Source organism: Bacillus cereus group sp. RP43, assembly GCF_040459645.1.
GTDB lineage: Bacteria > Bacillota > Bacilli > Bacillales > Bacillaceae_G > Bacillus_A > Bacillus_A mycoides_C.
In genome coordinates, this window is record NZ_JARVHQ010000001.1 from 1,423,533 (window position 1) to 1,439,935 (window position 16,403).

Consider the following 16,403-nt stretch of genomic DNA (forward strand, 5'->3'; position numbering starts at 1 on the left):
ATTTCCGGTTTACCAATCGTCTTCTACTTTTTTATCACGATATAATCGGAAATTACCACTCGCATGGCGTTCCATAGTACGCTCTGCAATTCGTTCCGTACATTCCATGCACATATATGTATGAATAGGGCGATTACGCAGTTTTTTTGCCATAGGATTTTCGTCATCTAACATATCTTTTTTATCACAAATCATACATTTGACTCTCATTTCGTCACCTCAATACGAATTCTATCAGTATAAGTATATCATGGAAGTATAATGTTTTTGAATAATAGCGGGAAAAAATAATATTTTCGCAATTCGAAAAATAGGTTATGATAAGGATATATAAAGAATATTTGGAGGTGGGAATATGGCGAATGTAGTTGAGCCTACATTGACAGATGATTTAGTACAATCTTTGCGTAAAGAGTGTATCGTTATGATAGCAACAACAGATTTTGAAAAACAAACCCCTAACGTAAGTGCTATTTCTTGGGTATATGCAGTGAGTGAAACTAGTATTCGATTTGCGGTAGATCAACGCTCACGTATTGTGGGAAATATACGGCATAGTGCAGGGGTTGTATTGACTATAATGGCGAATGAATCCGTATTTTCCATAAGTGGTGAAAGTGAAATTTTAACAGATAGAATGGAAGGGATTCCTCTAAAATTAACGGTAGTAGAAGTGAATGTGCAAGAAGTTCGTGATGTTATGTTTTATGGTGCGAAACTTGCCACTGAACCAACATATGAAAAAACATATGATCTTCGAGCTGCTAAAAAGCTTGATAATCAAGTATTAGTAGGAATGAAAGAATTATAAAGAAGATGAATAGGAACGTTGTTCATAAACTTTTATAAGTGAGTATAGTGATTTAATGTGAAAAATTATAATTAAAAGTAATATATTGAATAGAAATGAATAAAAAATAAAGAAAAGGTTTAATTTCTATGAATTTCGATTCTACCTCGTTTTTACGGTACATATAATTATAACAATGGTTCGTCCATATTTTATGGATGAAACCCTTGTTCTACAAATTTAAAAGTGGAGTCAGGGGGTAACAGGTTGGATAAAATTTATGTGTTAGATACGAATGTACTTTTGCAGGATCCTTTATCTATTTTTTCATTTGCAACAAATGAAGTAGTAATTCCAGCAGTTGTATTAGAAGAGGTTGATTCGAAAAAACGTTATATGGATGAAGTAGGACGAAATGCTCGTTATGTGTCTAAGTTAATAGATAAATTTCGTGAAATAGGAAAGCTGCATGAAAGTATTCCGTTAGAAAACGGCGGTACATTTCGTATTGAATTAAATCATCGCTCATTTGTTCAACTGCAAGATATTTTTGTAGAAAAAACAAATGATAATCGAATTTTAGCGGTAGCGAAAAACCTATCTTTAGAAGAACAAGAAAAAGAGGACGGGAAGTCTGTTATTTTAGTAAGTAAAGACGTGCTCGTAAGGGTAAAAGCTGATGCAATTGGTTTGAAGGCTGAAGATTATTTAAGTGACCGAGTAATCGAAGTGGAAAATATATATTCAGGATTTTTAGAAGGATATATATCAAAAGAACAATTGGATTATTTTTATGAAAAAGGTGAACTGCCTTTATCTGAAATCGCAAATCATCCTTTTTATCCAAATCAGTTTGTTATAATGAAAGATGCATTAGGGGGGTCTAGTTCTGCACTTGGAATTGTGGATCACTTAGGTAAGAAGGTAAAGAAACTTATTTTTCACAATGAGCAAGTGTGGGGGATACGACCGCGAAACGTGCAACAAATTATGGGATTAGAATTGTTGCTGCGCGAAGATATTCCGCTTGTAACGTTAACAGGGAAAGCTGGTACAGGAAAAACGCTACTTGCGTTAGCTTCGGGACTTATGCAAACGGAAGATTTAGGGTTATATAAAAAACTACTTGTTGCAAGACCAATTGTTCCAGTCGGAAAAGATATCGGTTATTTACCAGGAGAAAAAGAAGAAAAGTTAAGACCGTGGATGCAACCGATTTTTGATAATCTAGAGTATTTATTTAATACGAAAAAGCCAGGGGAGTTAGATGCTATTTTAGCTGGAATGGGTTCGATTGAAGTAGAAGCGCTTACCTATATACGTGGGAGAAGTATTCCAGACCAGTTTATTATTATTGATGAAGCACAAAATTTAACAAAGCATGAAGTGAAAACGATACTAACTAGGGTAGGGGAAAAGAGTAAGATTGTATTAATGGGAGATCCTCAGCAAATTGATCACCCGTATTTAGATGAATATAATAATGGCTTAACATATGTTGTAGAGAAATTTAAAGAACAACGTATTAGTGGTCATGTAAAGTTTGTTAAAGGAGAGCGTTCTAATTTAGCACAACTAGCAGCGGATTTATTATAAAAAGGAGTGAGCTTAAGCTCACTCCTTTTTTGCTTTTTAATTATACAATTTAAATGATTGTAAATTTACGGATGTTACGAATCGGATTTTGTCTATTAGATCCATCATGGAAATATAGATGAACAGGCCCGTCTTCTCGTAATGGTTTACCTTCTTTTGAAAAACCGAGAATTGCTTTGTGGGCTGTTTCTAACGGAAGTGTAATTGAATTGTCTGTGGTTTCAATTTCGACTTGAGTAGCATCTTCTAAAATTTCAGCATTTTTAAGAAATGGATGAAGTGGTATGCCAAATGTCCCGTTAATAAGCTGTTCTTTTTTATATTTCTTTACACTTTGTTGTATTGGTGGGAAGGCAGCGCCATCACGGATTTCGCGATCCCAATGCTCTGAAGTATGTTTTAAGTATGTTTCTAATTCGGATGATTCTTCTCTAGTTTCATCAAAGTAAGTTGTCAAATCTACTTTTCGATCATCAAAAATCCAAACAGTTGGATCAATAGTGATTGGAAAACGTACTTTTCCATTAATAAATAAAATTTCGCTCATTGTTGTTCCCCCATTTGTGTTATACTCCCACTTTTCAGTATAATAGTATTAGACACTGTTGTCACAAAAAATGTTTCTATTGCAATTTATTAAAACTATCGCTAATATTAATAGATAGGTGAGAGTAGGACGGAAACGGAGGGAATCAATTTGGCGTCTGAGACAGTATCAAATCATCAGGAAAAGGCACTAGCCCTTCTACAAGCGGATGCGGAGAAAATCTTAAGACTTATTAAGGTGCAAATGGACAATCTTACAATGCCGCAATGTCCATTATATGAAGAAGTGTTAGACACACAAATGTTTGGACTATCCCGCGAGGTCGATTTTGCAGTTCGCCTTGGTCTTATTGCAGAAGAACAAGGGAAAGCAATGTTAGGAGAGCTCGAACGTGAGTTATCTGCACTTCATGAAGCATTTACAAACAAACAACAATAACGGGTTCAAATAGGGGGGCTCAAACTGAAATAGTTTGGGCTTTTTATTTGTATAATAAAGCAGGAAGAACCTATATACATATGGAATACAACAATAATTAAATTGAAACAGAGAGAGGAAATAAAATGAAAAAAGTATGGAAATCAATGGATTATTCCTTATTACTTCCTCTTGTTATCTTATGTGTGCTGGGAGTAATAATGGTATATAGTTCTAGTTCCATTGTTGCGATTTCGTCGAGACATAACTGGCCAGCAGATTACTTTTTTAAAAAACAATTAATAGCTTTAGCTATTGGAACGATAATGTTAGCTATTATCGTTTCCATTCCTTATACATTTTGGAGAAAGCGAATAGTTTTGATCTCAATTGGAATAGGGAGTATTGGTCTATTATCAGCAGCCTTGCTTTTTGGCCAGGTCATAAATGGTGCAAAAGGATGGATATTAGGTATACAACCAGCTGAGTTTGTGAAAATAACGGTTATTATTACGCTAGCAAACTTTTTTGCTAAGAAACAAGAGACACAAACAGCTTTTGTACAAGGGATAATTCCTCCTCTAGCTGTTGTCGGTGGAACGATGGGATTAATTTTACTTCAAAATGACTTAGGGACCGATATACTAATAGGTGGAACTGTACTGATTATGTTCTTTTGTTCAGGAGTTAATGTTAATTTAAGTATAAAGCGATTCCTCTTAACATCTATAATATGGATTCCAGCGTTATATTTTATTGGGAACTATAAGTTAAGTCCGTACCAAAAAGCTCGGTTTTCAGTTTTTCTTGATCCATTTAATGATCCTCAGAATGATGGATTCCAATTAATAAATTCTTTTATTGGAATTGCTTCAGGAGGGCTAAATGGTCGAGGGTTAGGGAACAGTGTGCAAAAATATGGATACTTACCAGAACCACAAACAGATTTTATTATGGCAATTATATCTGAAGAGCTTGGTTTTATAGGTGTAGCTGTCATTTTAATCTGTTTATTACTTATTATTGTTCGGGCATTTAGAGTTGCGCAAAAGTGCAAAGATCCGTTTGGAAGTTTAATGGCAATTGGGATTGCAAGCTTGTTTGGAGTGCAAACGTTTGTTAATGTCGGTGGTATGTCTGGGTTAATACCGCTTACAGGGGTACCATTACCGTTTGTGAGTTATGGAGGAAGTTCTTTGTTAGCCAATTTACTTGCAATGGGTATACTGTTAAATGTTGCCAGTCATGTAAAACGACAAGAGAAATTACAGAATGAAATGAATACAGAAATAGGGCAAGGTGGACCGCATCTTGTTGTTGTAAAATAAAAAACACATTGAGCTCTAGAGTTCAATGTGTTTTTTAATTTGTTAGGTTTTAAATGTGATATAATATTGATTCTTTTAAAATAAAAAGTATATTACATTTAAGTTAATGTGATATACAATAGTGTTGTTAGAAAAGGAAGAGGTATGCTATACTATTTTTGTGAAACAAATTGATCAGAAAACTTATCATTTGTTGAAAAATAAGGTATGATGGATAAAAATAAAGTGAAGCTTTCTAAGTATAATATAATGTGGAAAGTGAAGAACTTCACGCTCTTTAGAGTGTGTATGTATTTTATCTCTAGAGTGGTAGGAAAATAGAGGGGGAAAATCATGACAAAGCTGCAACGTATTCAAAAAGTATTGGTAGCTAACCGTGGAGAGATAGCAATTCGTGTGTTCCGAGCATGTTCAGAACTTGGACTAAACACAGTTGCGATCTATTCTAAAGAGGATAGCGGTTCTTATCATCGCTATAAAGCCGATGAGTCCTATTTAGTTGGGGAAGGGAAAAAGCCAATTGATGCTTATCTAGATATTGAAGGCATTATTGAGATTGCGAAAAGTAATCATGTAGATGCAATCCACCCTGGATATGGTTTCTTGTCAGAAAATATTCAATTTGCAAAACGTTGTGAAGAAGAAGAGATTATCTTTATCGGTCCAAAAAGTAAGCATTTAGACATGTTTGGAGATAAAGTTAAAGCAAGAACACAAGCGCAGCTAGCACAAATTCCAGTTATTCCTGGTAGTGATGGTCCAGTAAATTCACTAGAAGAAGTCGCGGAATTTGCTGAAAAGTATGATTACCCGATTATTATTAAAGCGTCTCTTGGCGGTGGCGGTCGCGGTATGCGTATTGTACGTGCTAGTGAAGAATTAAGAGAATCGTATAATCGCGCGAAATCAGAAGCAAAAGCAGCCTTTGGTAATGATGAAGTGTATGTTGAAAAATTCGTTGAAAAACCTAAACATATAGAAGTGCAAATTTTAGCAGATGAAGAAGGTAATGTTGTTCATTTGTATGAGCGTGATTGCTCTGTACAACGACGCCATCAAAAAGTAGTCGAAATCGCACCAAGCGTGTCGCTTTCAGACGATTTGCGTCAACGTATTTGTGATGCTGCTGTTAAGTTAACGAAAAATGTAAACTATTTAAATGCAGGAACGGTAGAATTCCTTGTAAAAGGTGATGAGTTTTACTTCATTGAAGTAAACCCACGTGTTCAAGTTGAACATACGATTACAGAGATGATTACAGGAGTCGATATCGTTCAATCGCAAATTTTAATAGCTGATGGACATGCATTACATAGTAAAATGGTAGGTGTTCCTAAGCAAGAGGAAGTGGTTGTGCATGGATTTGCAATACAATCGCGTGTAACGACGGAGGATCCACTAAATAATTTCATGCCGGATACAGGGAAAATAATGGCGTACCGATCAGGTGGTGGTTTTGGTGTGCGTCTTGATACAGGTAATAGCTTCCAAGGTGCAGTTATTACACCTTACTATGATTCTTTACTTGTAAAAGTTACAACATGGGCGCTTACTTTTGAACAAGCTGCTGCAAAAATGGAACGGAACTTAAAAGAATTCCGTATTCGTGGTATTAAAACAAATATTCCATTCCTAGAGAATGTAGTAAAACATAAAAACTTTTTATCAGGAGAATATGATACTTCGTTTATTGATGTGTCACCTGAACTATTCTTGTTCCCGAAACGTAAAGACCGCGGAACAAAAATGTTAAATTATATTGGTTCAGTAACAGTAAATGGCTTCCCAGGAGTAGGGAAAAAAGAGAAACCAATTTTCCCAGATGCTCGTATACCGGATGTGAAGCATTCAGAACCAATCCAAAATGGCACGAAACAAATTTTGGATGAGCGTGGAGCGGATGGGTTAGTAAAGTGGGTACAAGATCAAAAACGTGTACTTTTAACGGATACAACATTCCGTGATGCACATCAGTCCTTACTTGCAACTCGTATTCGTACAAAAGATTTACATCATATTGCAGAGCCAACAGCGAGAATGTTACCAAACCTATTCTCAGCGGAAATGTGGGGCGGTGCAACGTTTGATGTCGCGTATCGTTTCTTAAAGGAAGATCCATGGGAACGATTACTAGATCTTCGTGAAAAAATGCCGAACGTTTTATTCCAAATGTTACTTCGTTCTTCAAACGCAGTAGGTTACAAAAACTATCCAGATAATTTAATTCAAAAATTTGTGGAGTGTTCTGCTCAAGCAGGAATTGATGTGTTCCGTATTTTTGATAGCTTAAACTGGGTAGAAGGCATGAGAGTTGCAATTGATGCTGTGCGAGATACTGGTAAAATTGCAGAAGCAACAATGTGCTACACAGGAGATATTCATGATCCATTACGTAGTAAATATGATTTGAATTATTATAAAAACTTAGCAAAAGAGTTGGAAGCATCAGGAGCTCACATTTTAGGTATTAAAGATATGGCTGGCTTACTAAAACCAAATGCAGCATATGATTTAGTTTCAGCATTAAAAGAGACGGTATCGATTCCGATTCACCTGCACACACACGATACGAGTGGAAATGGTATATTAACGTATACGAAGGCAATTGAAGCAGGTGTTGATATTGTCGATGTAGCAGTAAGTTCTATGGCTGGTCAAACGTCACAACCGAGTGCGAACACGCTATACTATGCACTAGGTGGAAACGAAAGACAACCAGATGTTAATATTGATTCTTTAGAAAAGCTATCTCATTATTGGGAAGATGTACGCAAATACTATGCACCGTTTGAAAGTGGTATGAATGCACCTCACACAGAGGTATATATGCACGAAATGCCGGGCGGACAGTATAGTAATCTTCAGCAACAAGCGAAGGCGGTTGGTTTAGGAGATCGCTTTGATGAAGTTAAAGTGATGTACCGTCGTGTTAATGATATGTTTGGAGATATTGTAAAAGTAACACCATCATCTAAAGTTGTGGGTGATATGGCATTATTTATGGTTCAAAATCATCTGACAGAGCAAGATATTTTAGAACGTGGACATGCTATGGACTTCCCGGGATCTGTTGTTGAAATGTTCTCTGGAGATTTAGGACAACCATATGGTGGTTTCCCGAAAGAATTACAAAAAATTATTTTAAAAGGGAAAGAGCCATTAACAGTAAGACCGGGTGAATTATTAGAACCAGTAGATTTCGATGCTTTAAAAGAAGAGTTATTCCACAAACTTGGACGCGAAGTAACAATTTTTGATGTAGTCGCATATGCATTGTATCCAAAAGTATTTATGGACTACGAAAAAGTTGCTGGGATTTATGGAAATGTATCTGTGCTTGATACACCGACATTCTTCTATGGTATGAGACTTGGTGAAGAAATTGATGTGGAAATCGAGCAAGGTAAAACATTGATGGTTAAACTAGTTTCCATTGGGGAGCCACAGCCAGATGGAAATCGTGTGCTTTACCTGGAATTTAATGGACAACCGCGTGAAATCGTAGTGAAAGATGAAAACGTGAAAGCAACTGTTGCACAGCGTGTGAAGGGGAATCGTGAAAATCCAAATCATATTAGCGCAACGATGCCAGGAACAGTTATTAAAGTAGTTGTAAAAGAAGGCGATGAAGTGAAAAAAGGTGATTCCATGGCAATTACAGAAGCTATGAAAATGGAAACGACGGTTCAAGCGCCATTTAGTGGTAAAGTGAAAAAAGTATATGTAAATGATGGGGATGCAATTCAAACGGGAGATTTACTCATTGAATTAGATCATTAAAATAAAGAAAAAGAGCTGTGCGAAAGCAGCTCTTTTTTGTGTGTAAATAATACCTTGCCGAATTGGCAAGGTATTAAAGTTTTACTTTATTTTGTTTGCTTCGAATTTGATTCAGTCTCTTTTGCATTGACTGTACTTCTTGTACCTATCATAACTAAATAGCATAGTACAGCAAACAGGCAAGAAATGAAGAGTGAATGTAATAATGCCATTGCTAAACTAGCATTTGTAAATACGACTAAAATCCCTACTATAGCTTGAAGTGTAACAAGGATAAATGAAATAATCCATCCCCAGTACACTACACGCTGCTGCTTGTAATGACGAATAGCTATAAACATTGCGTATAGTATCCAAACGAATATTAACATAGCTGCAACTCTATGCCCCATTTGTACCCACTCATGTAGTTGAGTTGGCATAGGTCTATTTTTACTGCATAAAGGGAAGTCTGGACAGGCTAAGGTAGCTCGTTCGTGACGTACTAAAGCTCCTGTGTAGACAACAATATAACTGTAAATTGTTACACCATAAATATGAAATTTCATTTTTTTGTCCATAATAAGTGAACGTGCATCAAATTTCTGATCAATTTCAAAAATAAGACACGTTAACAAGATGACAGAAGCAAATGAAATTAAGGAAATACCGAAATGAATAGCTAATACAGCAGGCATTTGACCCCAAACAACCGCCGCCGCCCCCATTAATGCTTGTGCAACTAAAAATACGAAGGATAAAATTGCTAACGTCTTTGTTTCGCGCACATGTTTATAATATTTCCAGGACAAGATACAAAGAAGAGTAACAAGAATTCCTGCTGATCCAGATGTTAAGCGGTGACTTAGCTCAATAATAGTTTCCATTGATAAATTAGATGGAACAAATTCACCGTTACAAAGAGGCCATGACTTGCCGCATCCTTGGCCTGAACCCGTTTTTGTAACTAAAGCGCCTCCTAGTAAAACTACTAATAAATCGAGACTTGTAATGACTGCTAACCATTTAATAAAGCGTTGCAATCTCTTTCACCATCTTTCTGCTATGAAGTTATTGCGAAATATTTTCATTCCATTATGTATAGAATAAAACGTGCTACAGTCCTATGATATATAAAAAATAATAAAATAGCAAAGAAATGGAGGGCGAGGACAACGTACGTATTATAAAGAAAAAAACGGGGTTTAAAATACATATTTTAGGAGGAAATTAGGCTATTTTGAAAAGAAATGGGGAGAATACATGCTAAATATGACAAAATAGTTTATTATAGAAGATAACATCATGTTATGATAAGGATAAATTAGAATAAAGTTTTTTAATGTTCGACACAAAAAGTTCATGTTTTCTTCACAAAAAGTTCGGGAAATATGATTTAATATATTGGAGTATGGGCGTAGATTAGTAGTAGAATGGGTTAACAATATTTCTACTGTAATAATATTGCTATATAGAAGCGAAATATTTCACATGAAATATGCGCTTAGAAAGATGATAGGTTTAAGAGGGGGTTAAAGTGATGAACCATGCAACAAGTGAGCTGCATGATGAGTCAGCTGTTTCAATTGTACCGGAAACAACTCGGTTACAAGATTTATCAGCGCTCGTTAAAATGGGGATTGTAAACTCAAATACACTTACTGTATTTACAGGATTTTGGTTGGCTTTACATTTTAATGGATTGAGTGTTATGGACTATCTAGATAAGCTATTTTTCACAATAGTTGGTTCTGCATTAATTATGGCTGGGGTATGTTGTTTAAATAACTACATTGACCGAGATATCGATCCATTAATGGAAAGAACAAAAAACCGTCCAACGGTAACAGGTAAATATAAACCTGGCTTTGCACTTGCATTTGGACTTGTAATTTTACTTCTTGGCTTTGCCTTTTTATTACTTACTACACCGATGGCAGTGTTAATCTCATTTATTGGTGCCTTCACATATGTTGTTTTATATACGTTATGGACGAAGAGAAAATATACGTTAAATACTGTTGTAGGTAGTATATCAGGAGCAGTTCCACCTTTAATTGGATGGGCGGCAATTGATCCGTCTTTAAATCATCCAATTGCTTGGATGTTATTTTTAATTATGTTTATTTGGCAAATCCCACATTTCCTCGCATTAGCGATGAAGCGTGTTGATGAATATCGAAATGCAGGAATCCCAATGCTTCCTGTTGTACAGGGATTTGATATTACGAAACGTCAGATTATGATTTGGACAGTATGTTTATTACCACTACCATTTTATATGAGTGGGCTTGGAATAACATTCATGGTAATTGCAACATTGCTTAACATCGGATGGATCGCATTAGGGTTTTATGGCTTCCGTAAGCAAGATGACATCAAATGGTCCGTAAAAATGTTTGTTTATTCCCTGAATTACTTAACAATCTTATTTGTGTCAATGATTGTAGTTACATTCTTCTAAGACAACGACATGATTGGATTTCTTTACGTTGAGATTTACTTTACTTAACTATAAAGTACAATCTAATTCACAAAGAAAGTGGGGGTTGTTTGTATGAAGAAACAGTGGCGACTGCTTTCGTTCGTTTCACTGCTGGCTTTACTGTTAGGGGGATGCGGTAAAGCTTTTCAGTCTACTTTAATTCCGCAAGGGGAAGTAGCAAAAATGCAATATGATTTGCTCTTGCTAGCGAGTGCAATCATGGTAGGAGTAGTACTTGTAGTTACTATTATTTTCTTATATGTAATTGTGCGTTTCCGACAAAAAAAGGGTGAGGAAGATTATATTCCAGAGCAAGTTGAAGGAAATCACAAACTAGAAATTATATGGACAGTTATTCCGATTATTCTTTTGTTAATCTTGGCTGTTCCAACTGTTACATATACATTCAAGCTTGCTGATGTAAGTGCGATGGAGAAAAAGAATATTGATAAAGATACTATCGTTGTTGATGTAACAGCGAATCTTTATTGGTGGGAATTTTCTTATAAATCAGAAAAAATAGTAACTTCTCAAGATTTAGTTATCCCCACAGGTAAGAAAGTGTATTTGAATTTGAAGGGTGCCGATATTAAACATTCGTTTTGGGTTCCATCTTTAGCTGGGAAAATGGATACAAATACAGATAATGTAAACAAAATGTGGTTAAAGGCAGATAAATCGGGCACTTATAATGGTTTTTGTACAGAATTTTGTGGCCCATCACATTCTTTAATGCAGTTCAAAGTGAAAGCTCTGGATGAAAGCGAGTACAAAAAGTGGCTTGCTGACATGAAGAAGATTGATGGGAAAAAAGAAGTAGCTTCTACAAAGGCGCAAGAGGGTCAAGAAATATTTAATAAAAGCTGTATTGGTTGTCATGCAGTGGGATCAAATGATAGTAGACCACCTTCTGCTCGTATCGCACCGAACTTAGCAAACTTTGCAGATCGCGATATGGTTGCTGGTATTGCCGAAAATAATGAAGAGAACTTAAAAAAATGGCTCAAAGATCCTGAAAATATGAAACCAGGTAATAAAATGACTGGTAAATATGGCAACTTAACGGATGATCAAATTAATGCATTAAATGCATATTTACAAACGTTAAAGATTGAAAAGTAAAGAGGGATCATTTGCGAAGGGGAGGTTGAAAACGTGAGTTCTGTAGCAAAAAAACAGGGGATGGGTGCTGTCATATGGGATTATTTAACGACAGTAGACCATAAAAAGATTGCCATTCTCTATTTAATTGCAGGTGGATTGTTTTTTGTAATAGGTGGAATAGAAGCATTATTTATTCGCCTGCAGTTAGCGATTCCTAACAATGCTTTTCTTGTTGGGGATGCTTATAATCAAGTATTAACGATGCACGGTACAACAATGATTTTCCTCGCAGCTATGCCACTCGTGTTTGCATTTATGAACGCCGCTGTACCACTTCAAATTGGAGCACGTGATGTGGCGTTCCCGTTTTTGAATTCGCTCGGATTTTGGTTATTTTTCTTTGGTGGATTATTTTTAAATTTAAGTTGGTTTTTAGGAGGAGCGCCTGATGCAGGGTGGACATCGTATGCATCTTTAGCTTTAGCCTCTAAAGGACATGGTGTTGATTTTTATGTACTCGGCTTACAAATATCAGGTATTGGTACATTAATTGGAGGTATTAACTTCCTTGTTACAATTATTAATATGCGCGCGCCAGGGATGACGTACATGCGCATGCCGATGTTTACATGGACAACATTTGTAACATCTTCACTTATTTTATTTGCATTTCCACCATTAACTGTAGGATTAGGACTTTTAATGTTAGATCGTTTATTTGGAACAAGTTTCTTTAATCCGGCATTAGGTGGAAACACAATTATATGGGAGCATTTATTCTGGATCTTCGGTCATCCGGAAGTATACATTCTTATACTCCCAGCTTTCGGAATATTCTCAGAAATCTTCGCCACATTTTCGAAAAAACGATTATTCGGTTATTCCTCGATGGTGTTCGCGACAGTATTAATAGGGTTTTTAGGATTTATGGTATGGGCGCATCATATGTTTACTGTTGGTCTTGGGCCTGTTGCAAATGCTATCTTCTCGGTTGCAACAATGGCGATTGCGGTTCCGACGGGTATTAAAATATTTAACTGGCTCTTTACAATGTGGGGCGGAAGTATTCGTTTTACGACACCGATGATGTGGGCAGTAGCTTTTATTCCATCATTCGTAATGGGTGGAGTTACAGGTGTTATGCTTGCATCTGCACCAGCTGATTATCAATTTCATGATAATTATTTCGTAGTAGCGCACTTTCATTATGTAATCGTCGGCGGTGTTGTATTTGGTTTACTTGCAGGGGCTCATTATTATTGGCCACTGATGTTTAATAAAGTATTAAATGAAACATTAGGTAAGATAACATTTTGGTTATTCTTTATCGGTTTCCATTTAACATTCTTTATTCAGCATTTCCTTGGATTGATTGGTATGCCACGTCGTTACTACACATATCTTGAGGGCCAAGGGTTGGAAATGGGGAATATGATTAGTTCTATCGGAGCTGTGTTTATGGCTCTTGGAACGATTGTTCTTCTATTCAATGTAATTAAAACGACAGTATCAAAAGAGAAGGCTGGTCGTGATCCATGGGATGGACGTACATTAGAATGGACAATGCCAGCACCTACACCGGAATACAATTTTAAACAATTGCCATTTGTTCGCGGGTTAGATCCGTTTTGGATTGAAAAACGTGAAGGTAATAAAGAGATGACAGCAGCGGAACCAGTTGGTGATATTCATATGCCAAATGCTTCATTTTCACCATTTATCATTTCTCTAGGCTTATTCATAGCAGCATTCGGTGCAATGTATATGCAAGGTGGGAAAGATAAGTTCTGGTTATTAGTAGCAATTATCGGTTTAATCATTACATTTGGCACAATGTTCCTACGTTCAGTAATCGATGATCACGGATATCATATTCATAAGGAAGATTTAGAGGATAAGGGGGGCAAGGCATAATGCATGTAGATGAAAAATTAACGAATGAAACATTTCCAGCAGAGCCTGAAAAAGCAACCCTTGAGGGGAAAAATAAGTTTGTCGGTTTTTGGCTATTTCTTGGAGGCGAAACAGTGTTGTTCGCTTCCTTATTTGGCACATATTTAGCATTAAAAAACTCTACAAATGGTGGACCAACATCTCAAGAGATGTTTCAAATGCCGCTTGTTTTCATTATGACGATGCTTTTATTAACGAGTAGTTTAACGAGTGTGTATGCGATGTACCATATGAAAAACTTTAATTTTAAGAAAATGCAACTTTGGTTACTTATAACAGTGTTGCTTGGCTTAGGATTTTTGGGATTTGAAATATATGAGTTTTATCATTATACACATGAATTTAAGCATACTATGAGAAGTAGTGCATTTGGCTCTGCATTTTATGCTCTTGTTGGTACACATGGACTTCACGTATTGTTTGGACTTTGTTGGATTTTAACATTAATCTTTAGAAATGCAAAGCGGGGCTTAAATTTATACAATGCACCGAAGTTTTATGTTGCATCAATTTATTGGCACTTTATTGACGTAGTTTGGGTGTTTATTTTCACTGTAGTATATTTGATGGGAATGGTGGGATAAACAATGGCGGTTAAGCAAACGAATAATCCTAAGGTGGATCTTGTTTATCGGAAGAGAAAAAGTGCAGAGGAAATGAAGCACCAAGTTATTACATTTTCACTAATGATTTTTTTAACATTAGTTGCATTTGCAGCGGTGGCATATCCGAAAACATTTAGTCCGATTTTTTCGGTTCCATTTATATTATTGTTAGCAGTCGTTCAAGTTATATTTCAGCTATATTATTTCATGCATATGAGTCATAAAGGGCATGAAGCGGCGAGTTTCTTCTTGTACTCTGGATTGTTAATTGGTTTATTAACAATATTAGCCTTTATGACAATTGTGTGGATTTAAACAGTGATAGTAGGGGGCTCTGATTTATCATAGCCCTCTTTTTATATGAAATATAAGAATTTTGAAAAGGTAGGTGTGGAAATGGGAAACTTATGGGTATTTGGTTTTCAAGCTTTATGGAGTCCGATTTTTTTATTATTTATGATCTCGATTCTTATTAGTTATTTTTTAATTATTGGACCATATAGAACGCGATTTGAAAATGCGACGAAGGTAAGTAAGAAGCAAATCTTTTATTTTACGACCGGGATTGTTCTTTTGTATTTTGTAAAGGGAGGACCTATTGATTTAATTGGTCATATTATATTTAGTGCACATATGTTTGAGATGGCAGTAATGTATATTGCGGTGCCTCCGTTATTACTGCTTGGTATACCTGTTTGGTTATATCGTTATATTACTTCTTTTAAGTTCGTTCAAATTGTGATAAAGTTTTTTGCTAAGCCGCTTATTGCGTTGTTTGTATTTAATGGCCTGTTTTCCTTTTATCATTTGCCAATTGTTTTTGATGCAGTAAAACAAAGTCAAATAGCGCATCCTATTTGCCTTGCTATATTGTTTTTTGCAGCAATGATGATGTGGTGGCCGATGTTAAATCCGCTGCCAGAATATCAAACTTTAAGTGATATTAAGAAGCTTGGTTACATGTTTGCTAATGGTATTTTATTAACGCCAGCTTGTGCGTTAATAATTTTTGCAACTGCACCATTATTTGCAACATATACAGATTCGGCCGCTTGGATGAAGGCAATGGAACTCTGTGTACCGGCGGGTACTTTATCAGATTTAAATATAACTGGACCAGAATTTTTACATTGGATGCCGGTAGTACAAGACCAGCAAACAGGTGGTATCATTATGAAAATTGTCCAGGAAATAGTGTACGGTACGATTATCGGTTATGTATTCTTTAAATGGGCACGTAGAGAGCGTGAAAAGGATAAAGAGCAGCTGCAAGAGTTACCTCCTTATTTGCAGACGAAATAAAAACTAGCGCATCGTGTTAATGCGCTAGTTTTTTTGTTATTCAATAATTTGAAATTCTTTTAACTCTTTTTCAATATTTTGTAGGAGTTGTTCGCTTTTTTGAATTACATTCGTTGGGAAAATCTCATCATCTCCATATTCAACGCCATGAGGATAATAATGTTTTCCTAATAAGGGTGGCAATAGTTTTACTTGAGCGTGTCTGCCACCGATGTCACCTTCAACAGCAAATCCTTGTACACGTAAATAATAAATATCCTTTAATATTTCAAATTTATAATCATATGTAACGCGTTCGTAATCCCATTGTCCAGCAAGTACGAAATGATTGTTTTCCATAATCGCAGTTAAAAGAGTTAAATCAACGACTGCATCATTAAAGTTTGTATTTGTAAATTGCATAGAATACCTCCTTCTTTTAATGTTAGTTCATTATTTTTATAATAGTATGAATAATAAGAAAGTGCAATTCATATTGCGAGAAAAGGGATAATCCAGACTTTTTTCGTGAAAATAT

The 16,403-nt window shown here is 35.8% G+C and carries 15 protein-coding genes; 11 read left to right on the top strand and 4 right to left on the bottom strand.

Translation table 11 applies throughout. The annotated features are described in order from the left end of the window. Window positions 1-9 precede the first annotated feature (9 nt). Window positions 10-210, bottom strand: a complete 201-nt coding sequence (locus QCI75_RS07595; protein ID WP_002111485.1) for a YlaI family protein — start codon at window positions 208-210, stop codon at window positions 10-12. A 145-nt stretch (window positions 211-355) separates the two neighbouring features. On the opposite strand from QCI75_RS07595, the gene QCI75_RS07600 reads away from it, so the two are divergent. After that, window positions 356-811 carry a pyridoxamine 5'-phosphate oxidase family protein gene (locus QCI75_RS07600; RefSeq protein ID WP_199672437.1) on the top strand — a complete coding sequence of 152 codons (456 nt, stop codon included), beginning with the start codon at window positions 356-358 and terminating at the stop codon, window positions 809-811. 246 nt (window positions 812-1,057) lie between these two features. Beyond that, window positions 1,058-2,386 (top strand): PhoH family protein, encoded by a 1,329-nt coding sequence (locus QCI75_RS07605; protein ID WP_144503938.1) that lies wholly within the window; start codon window positions 1,058-1,060, stop codon window positions 2,384-2,386. Between the two features lie 49 nt (window positions 2,387-2,435). Here QCI75_RS07605 and QCI75_RS07610 read toward each other — a convergent pair whose 3' ends face one another. Beyond that, on the bottom strand, window positions 2,436-2,933 hold the full coding sequence (locus QCI75_RS07610) for a peptidyl-prolyl cis-trans isomerase (RefSeq protein ID WP_144503936.1): 498 nt from the start codon (window positions 2,931-2,933) through the stop codon (window positions 2,436-2,438). A gap of 150 nt (window positions 2,934-3,083) precedes the next feature. Here QCI75_RS07610 and QCI75_RS07615 point away from each other — a divergent pair, with 150 nt between their 5' ends. The 3 genes from QCI75_RS07615 to pyc all read left to right on the top strand — a co-directional run bounded on the left by QCI75_RS07615 (window position 3,084) and on the right by pyc (window position 8,458). Beyond that, complete coding sequence (locus tag QCI75_RS07615; protein WP_000135698.1) at window positions 3,084-3,371, top strand: Fpa/YlaN family protein; 288 nt, start codon at window positions 3,084-3,086, stop codon at window positions 3,369-3,371. A gap of 125 nt (window positions 3,372-3,496) precedes the next feature. Further along, entirely contained in the window at window positions 3,497-4,678 is a 1,182-nt protein-coding gene (gene ftsW, locus QCI75_RS07620) for a putative lipid II flippase FtsW (protein WP_144503934.1), read from the top strand. A gap of 333 nt (window positions 4,679-5,011) precedes the next feature. Then, entirely contained in the window at window positions 5,012-8,458 is a 3,447-nt protein-coding gene (gene pyc / locus QCI75_RS07625; protein WP_353760176.1) for a pyruvate carboxylase, read from the top strand. A gap of 86 nt (window positions 8,459-8,544) precedes the next feature. On the opposite strand, the gene ctaA is transcribed toward pyc, so the two are convergent. Then, window positions 8,545-9,480 carry a heme A synthase gene (gene ctaA / locus QCI75_RS07630; RefSeq protein WP_144503930.1) on the bottom strand — a complete coding sequence of 312 codons (936 nt, stop codon included), beginning with the start codon at window positions 9,478-9,480 and terminating at the stop codon, window positions 8,545-8,547. Window positions 9,481-9,977: 497 nt separating this feature from the next. On the opposite strand from ctaA, the gene cyoE reads away from it, so the two are divergent. From cyoE to ctaG, 6 genes are all read left to right on the top strand, one after another. Then, window positions 9,978-10,901, top strand: coding sequence for a heme o synthase (cyoE, locus tag QCI75_RS07635; protein ID WP_144503928.1), 924 nt, complete (start codon window positions 9,978-9,980; stop codon window positions 10,899-10,901). Between the two features lie 93 nt (window positions 10,902-10,994). Continuing rightward, on the top strand, window positions 10,995-12,044 hold the full coding sequence (gene coxB / locus QCI75_RS07640; RefSeq protein WP_002088304.1) for a cytochrome c oxidase subunit II: 1,050 nt from the start codon (window positions 10,995-10,997) through the stop codon (window positions 12,042-12,044). Window positions 12,045-12,104: 60 nt separating this feature from the next. Further along, complete coding sequence (gene ctaD, locus QCI75_RS07645) at window positions 12,105-13,940, top strand: cytochrome c oxidase subunit I (protein WP_180235434.1); 1,836 nt, start codon at window positions 12,105-12,107, stop codon at window positions 13,938-13,940. Continuing rightward, window positions 13,940-14,563 carry a cytochrome c oxidase subunit III gene (gene ctaE / locus QCI75_RS07650; protein WP_002121963.1) on the top strand — a complete coding sequence of 208 codons (624 nt, stop codon included), beginning with the start codon at window positions 13,940-13,942 and terminating at the stop codon, window positions 14,561-14,563. The genes ctaD and ctaE overlap by 1 nt, the downstream gene beginning before the upstream one ends. A gap of 3 nt (window positions 14,564-14,566) precedes the next feature. Further along, window positions 14,567-14,899: a cytochrome c oxidase subunit IVB gene (gene ctaF / locus QCI75_RS07655; RefSeq protein WP_002121961.1), complete on the top strand. Its 333-nt coding sequence runs from the start codon at window positions 14,567-14,569 to the stop codon at window positions 14,897-14,899. 81 nt (window positions 14,900-14,980) lie between these two features. Continuing rightward, window positions 14,981-15,886 carry a cytochrome c oxidase assembly factor CtaG gene (gene ctaG / locus QCI75_RS07660; protein WP_144503924.1) on the top strand — a complete coding sequence of 302 codons (906 nt, stop codon included), beginning with the start codon at window positions 14,981-14,983 and terminating at the stop codon, window positions 15,884-15,886. 36 nt (window positions 15,887-15,922) lie between these two features. Here the strand turns inward: ctaG and QCI75_RS07665 are convergent, their stop codons facing one another. Next, entirely contained in the window at window positions 15,923-16,288 is a 366-nt protein-coding gene (locus tag QCI75_RS07665) for a YugN family protein (protein ID WP_353760177.1), read from the bottom strand. Between the last annotated feature and the right edge of the window lie 115 nt (window positions 16,289-16,403).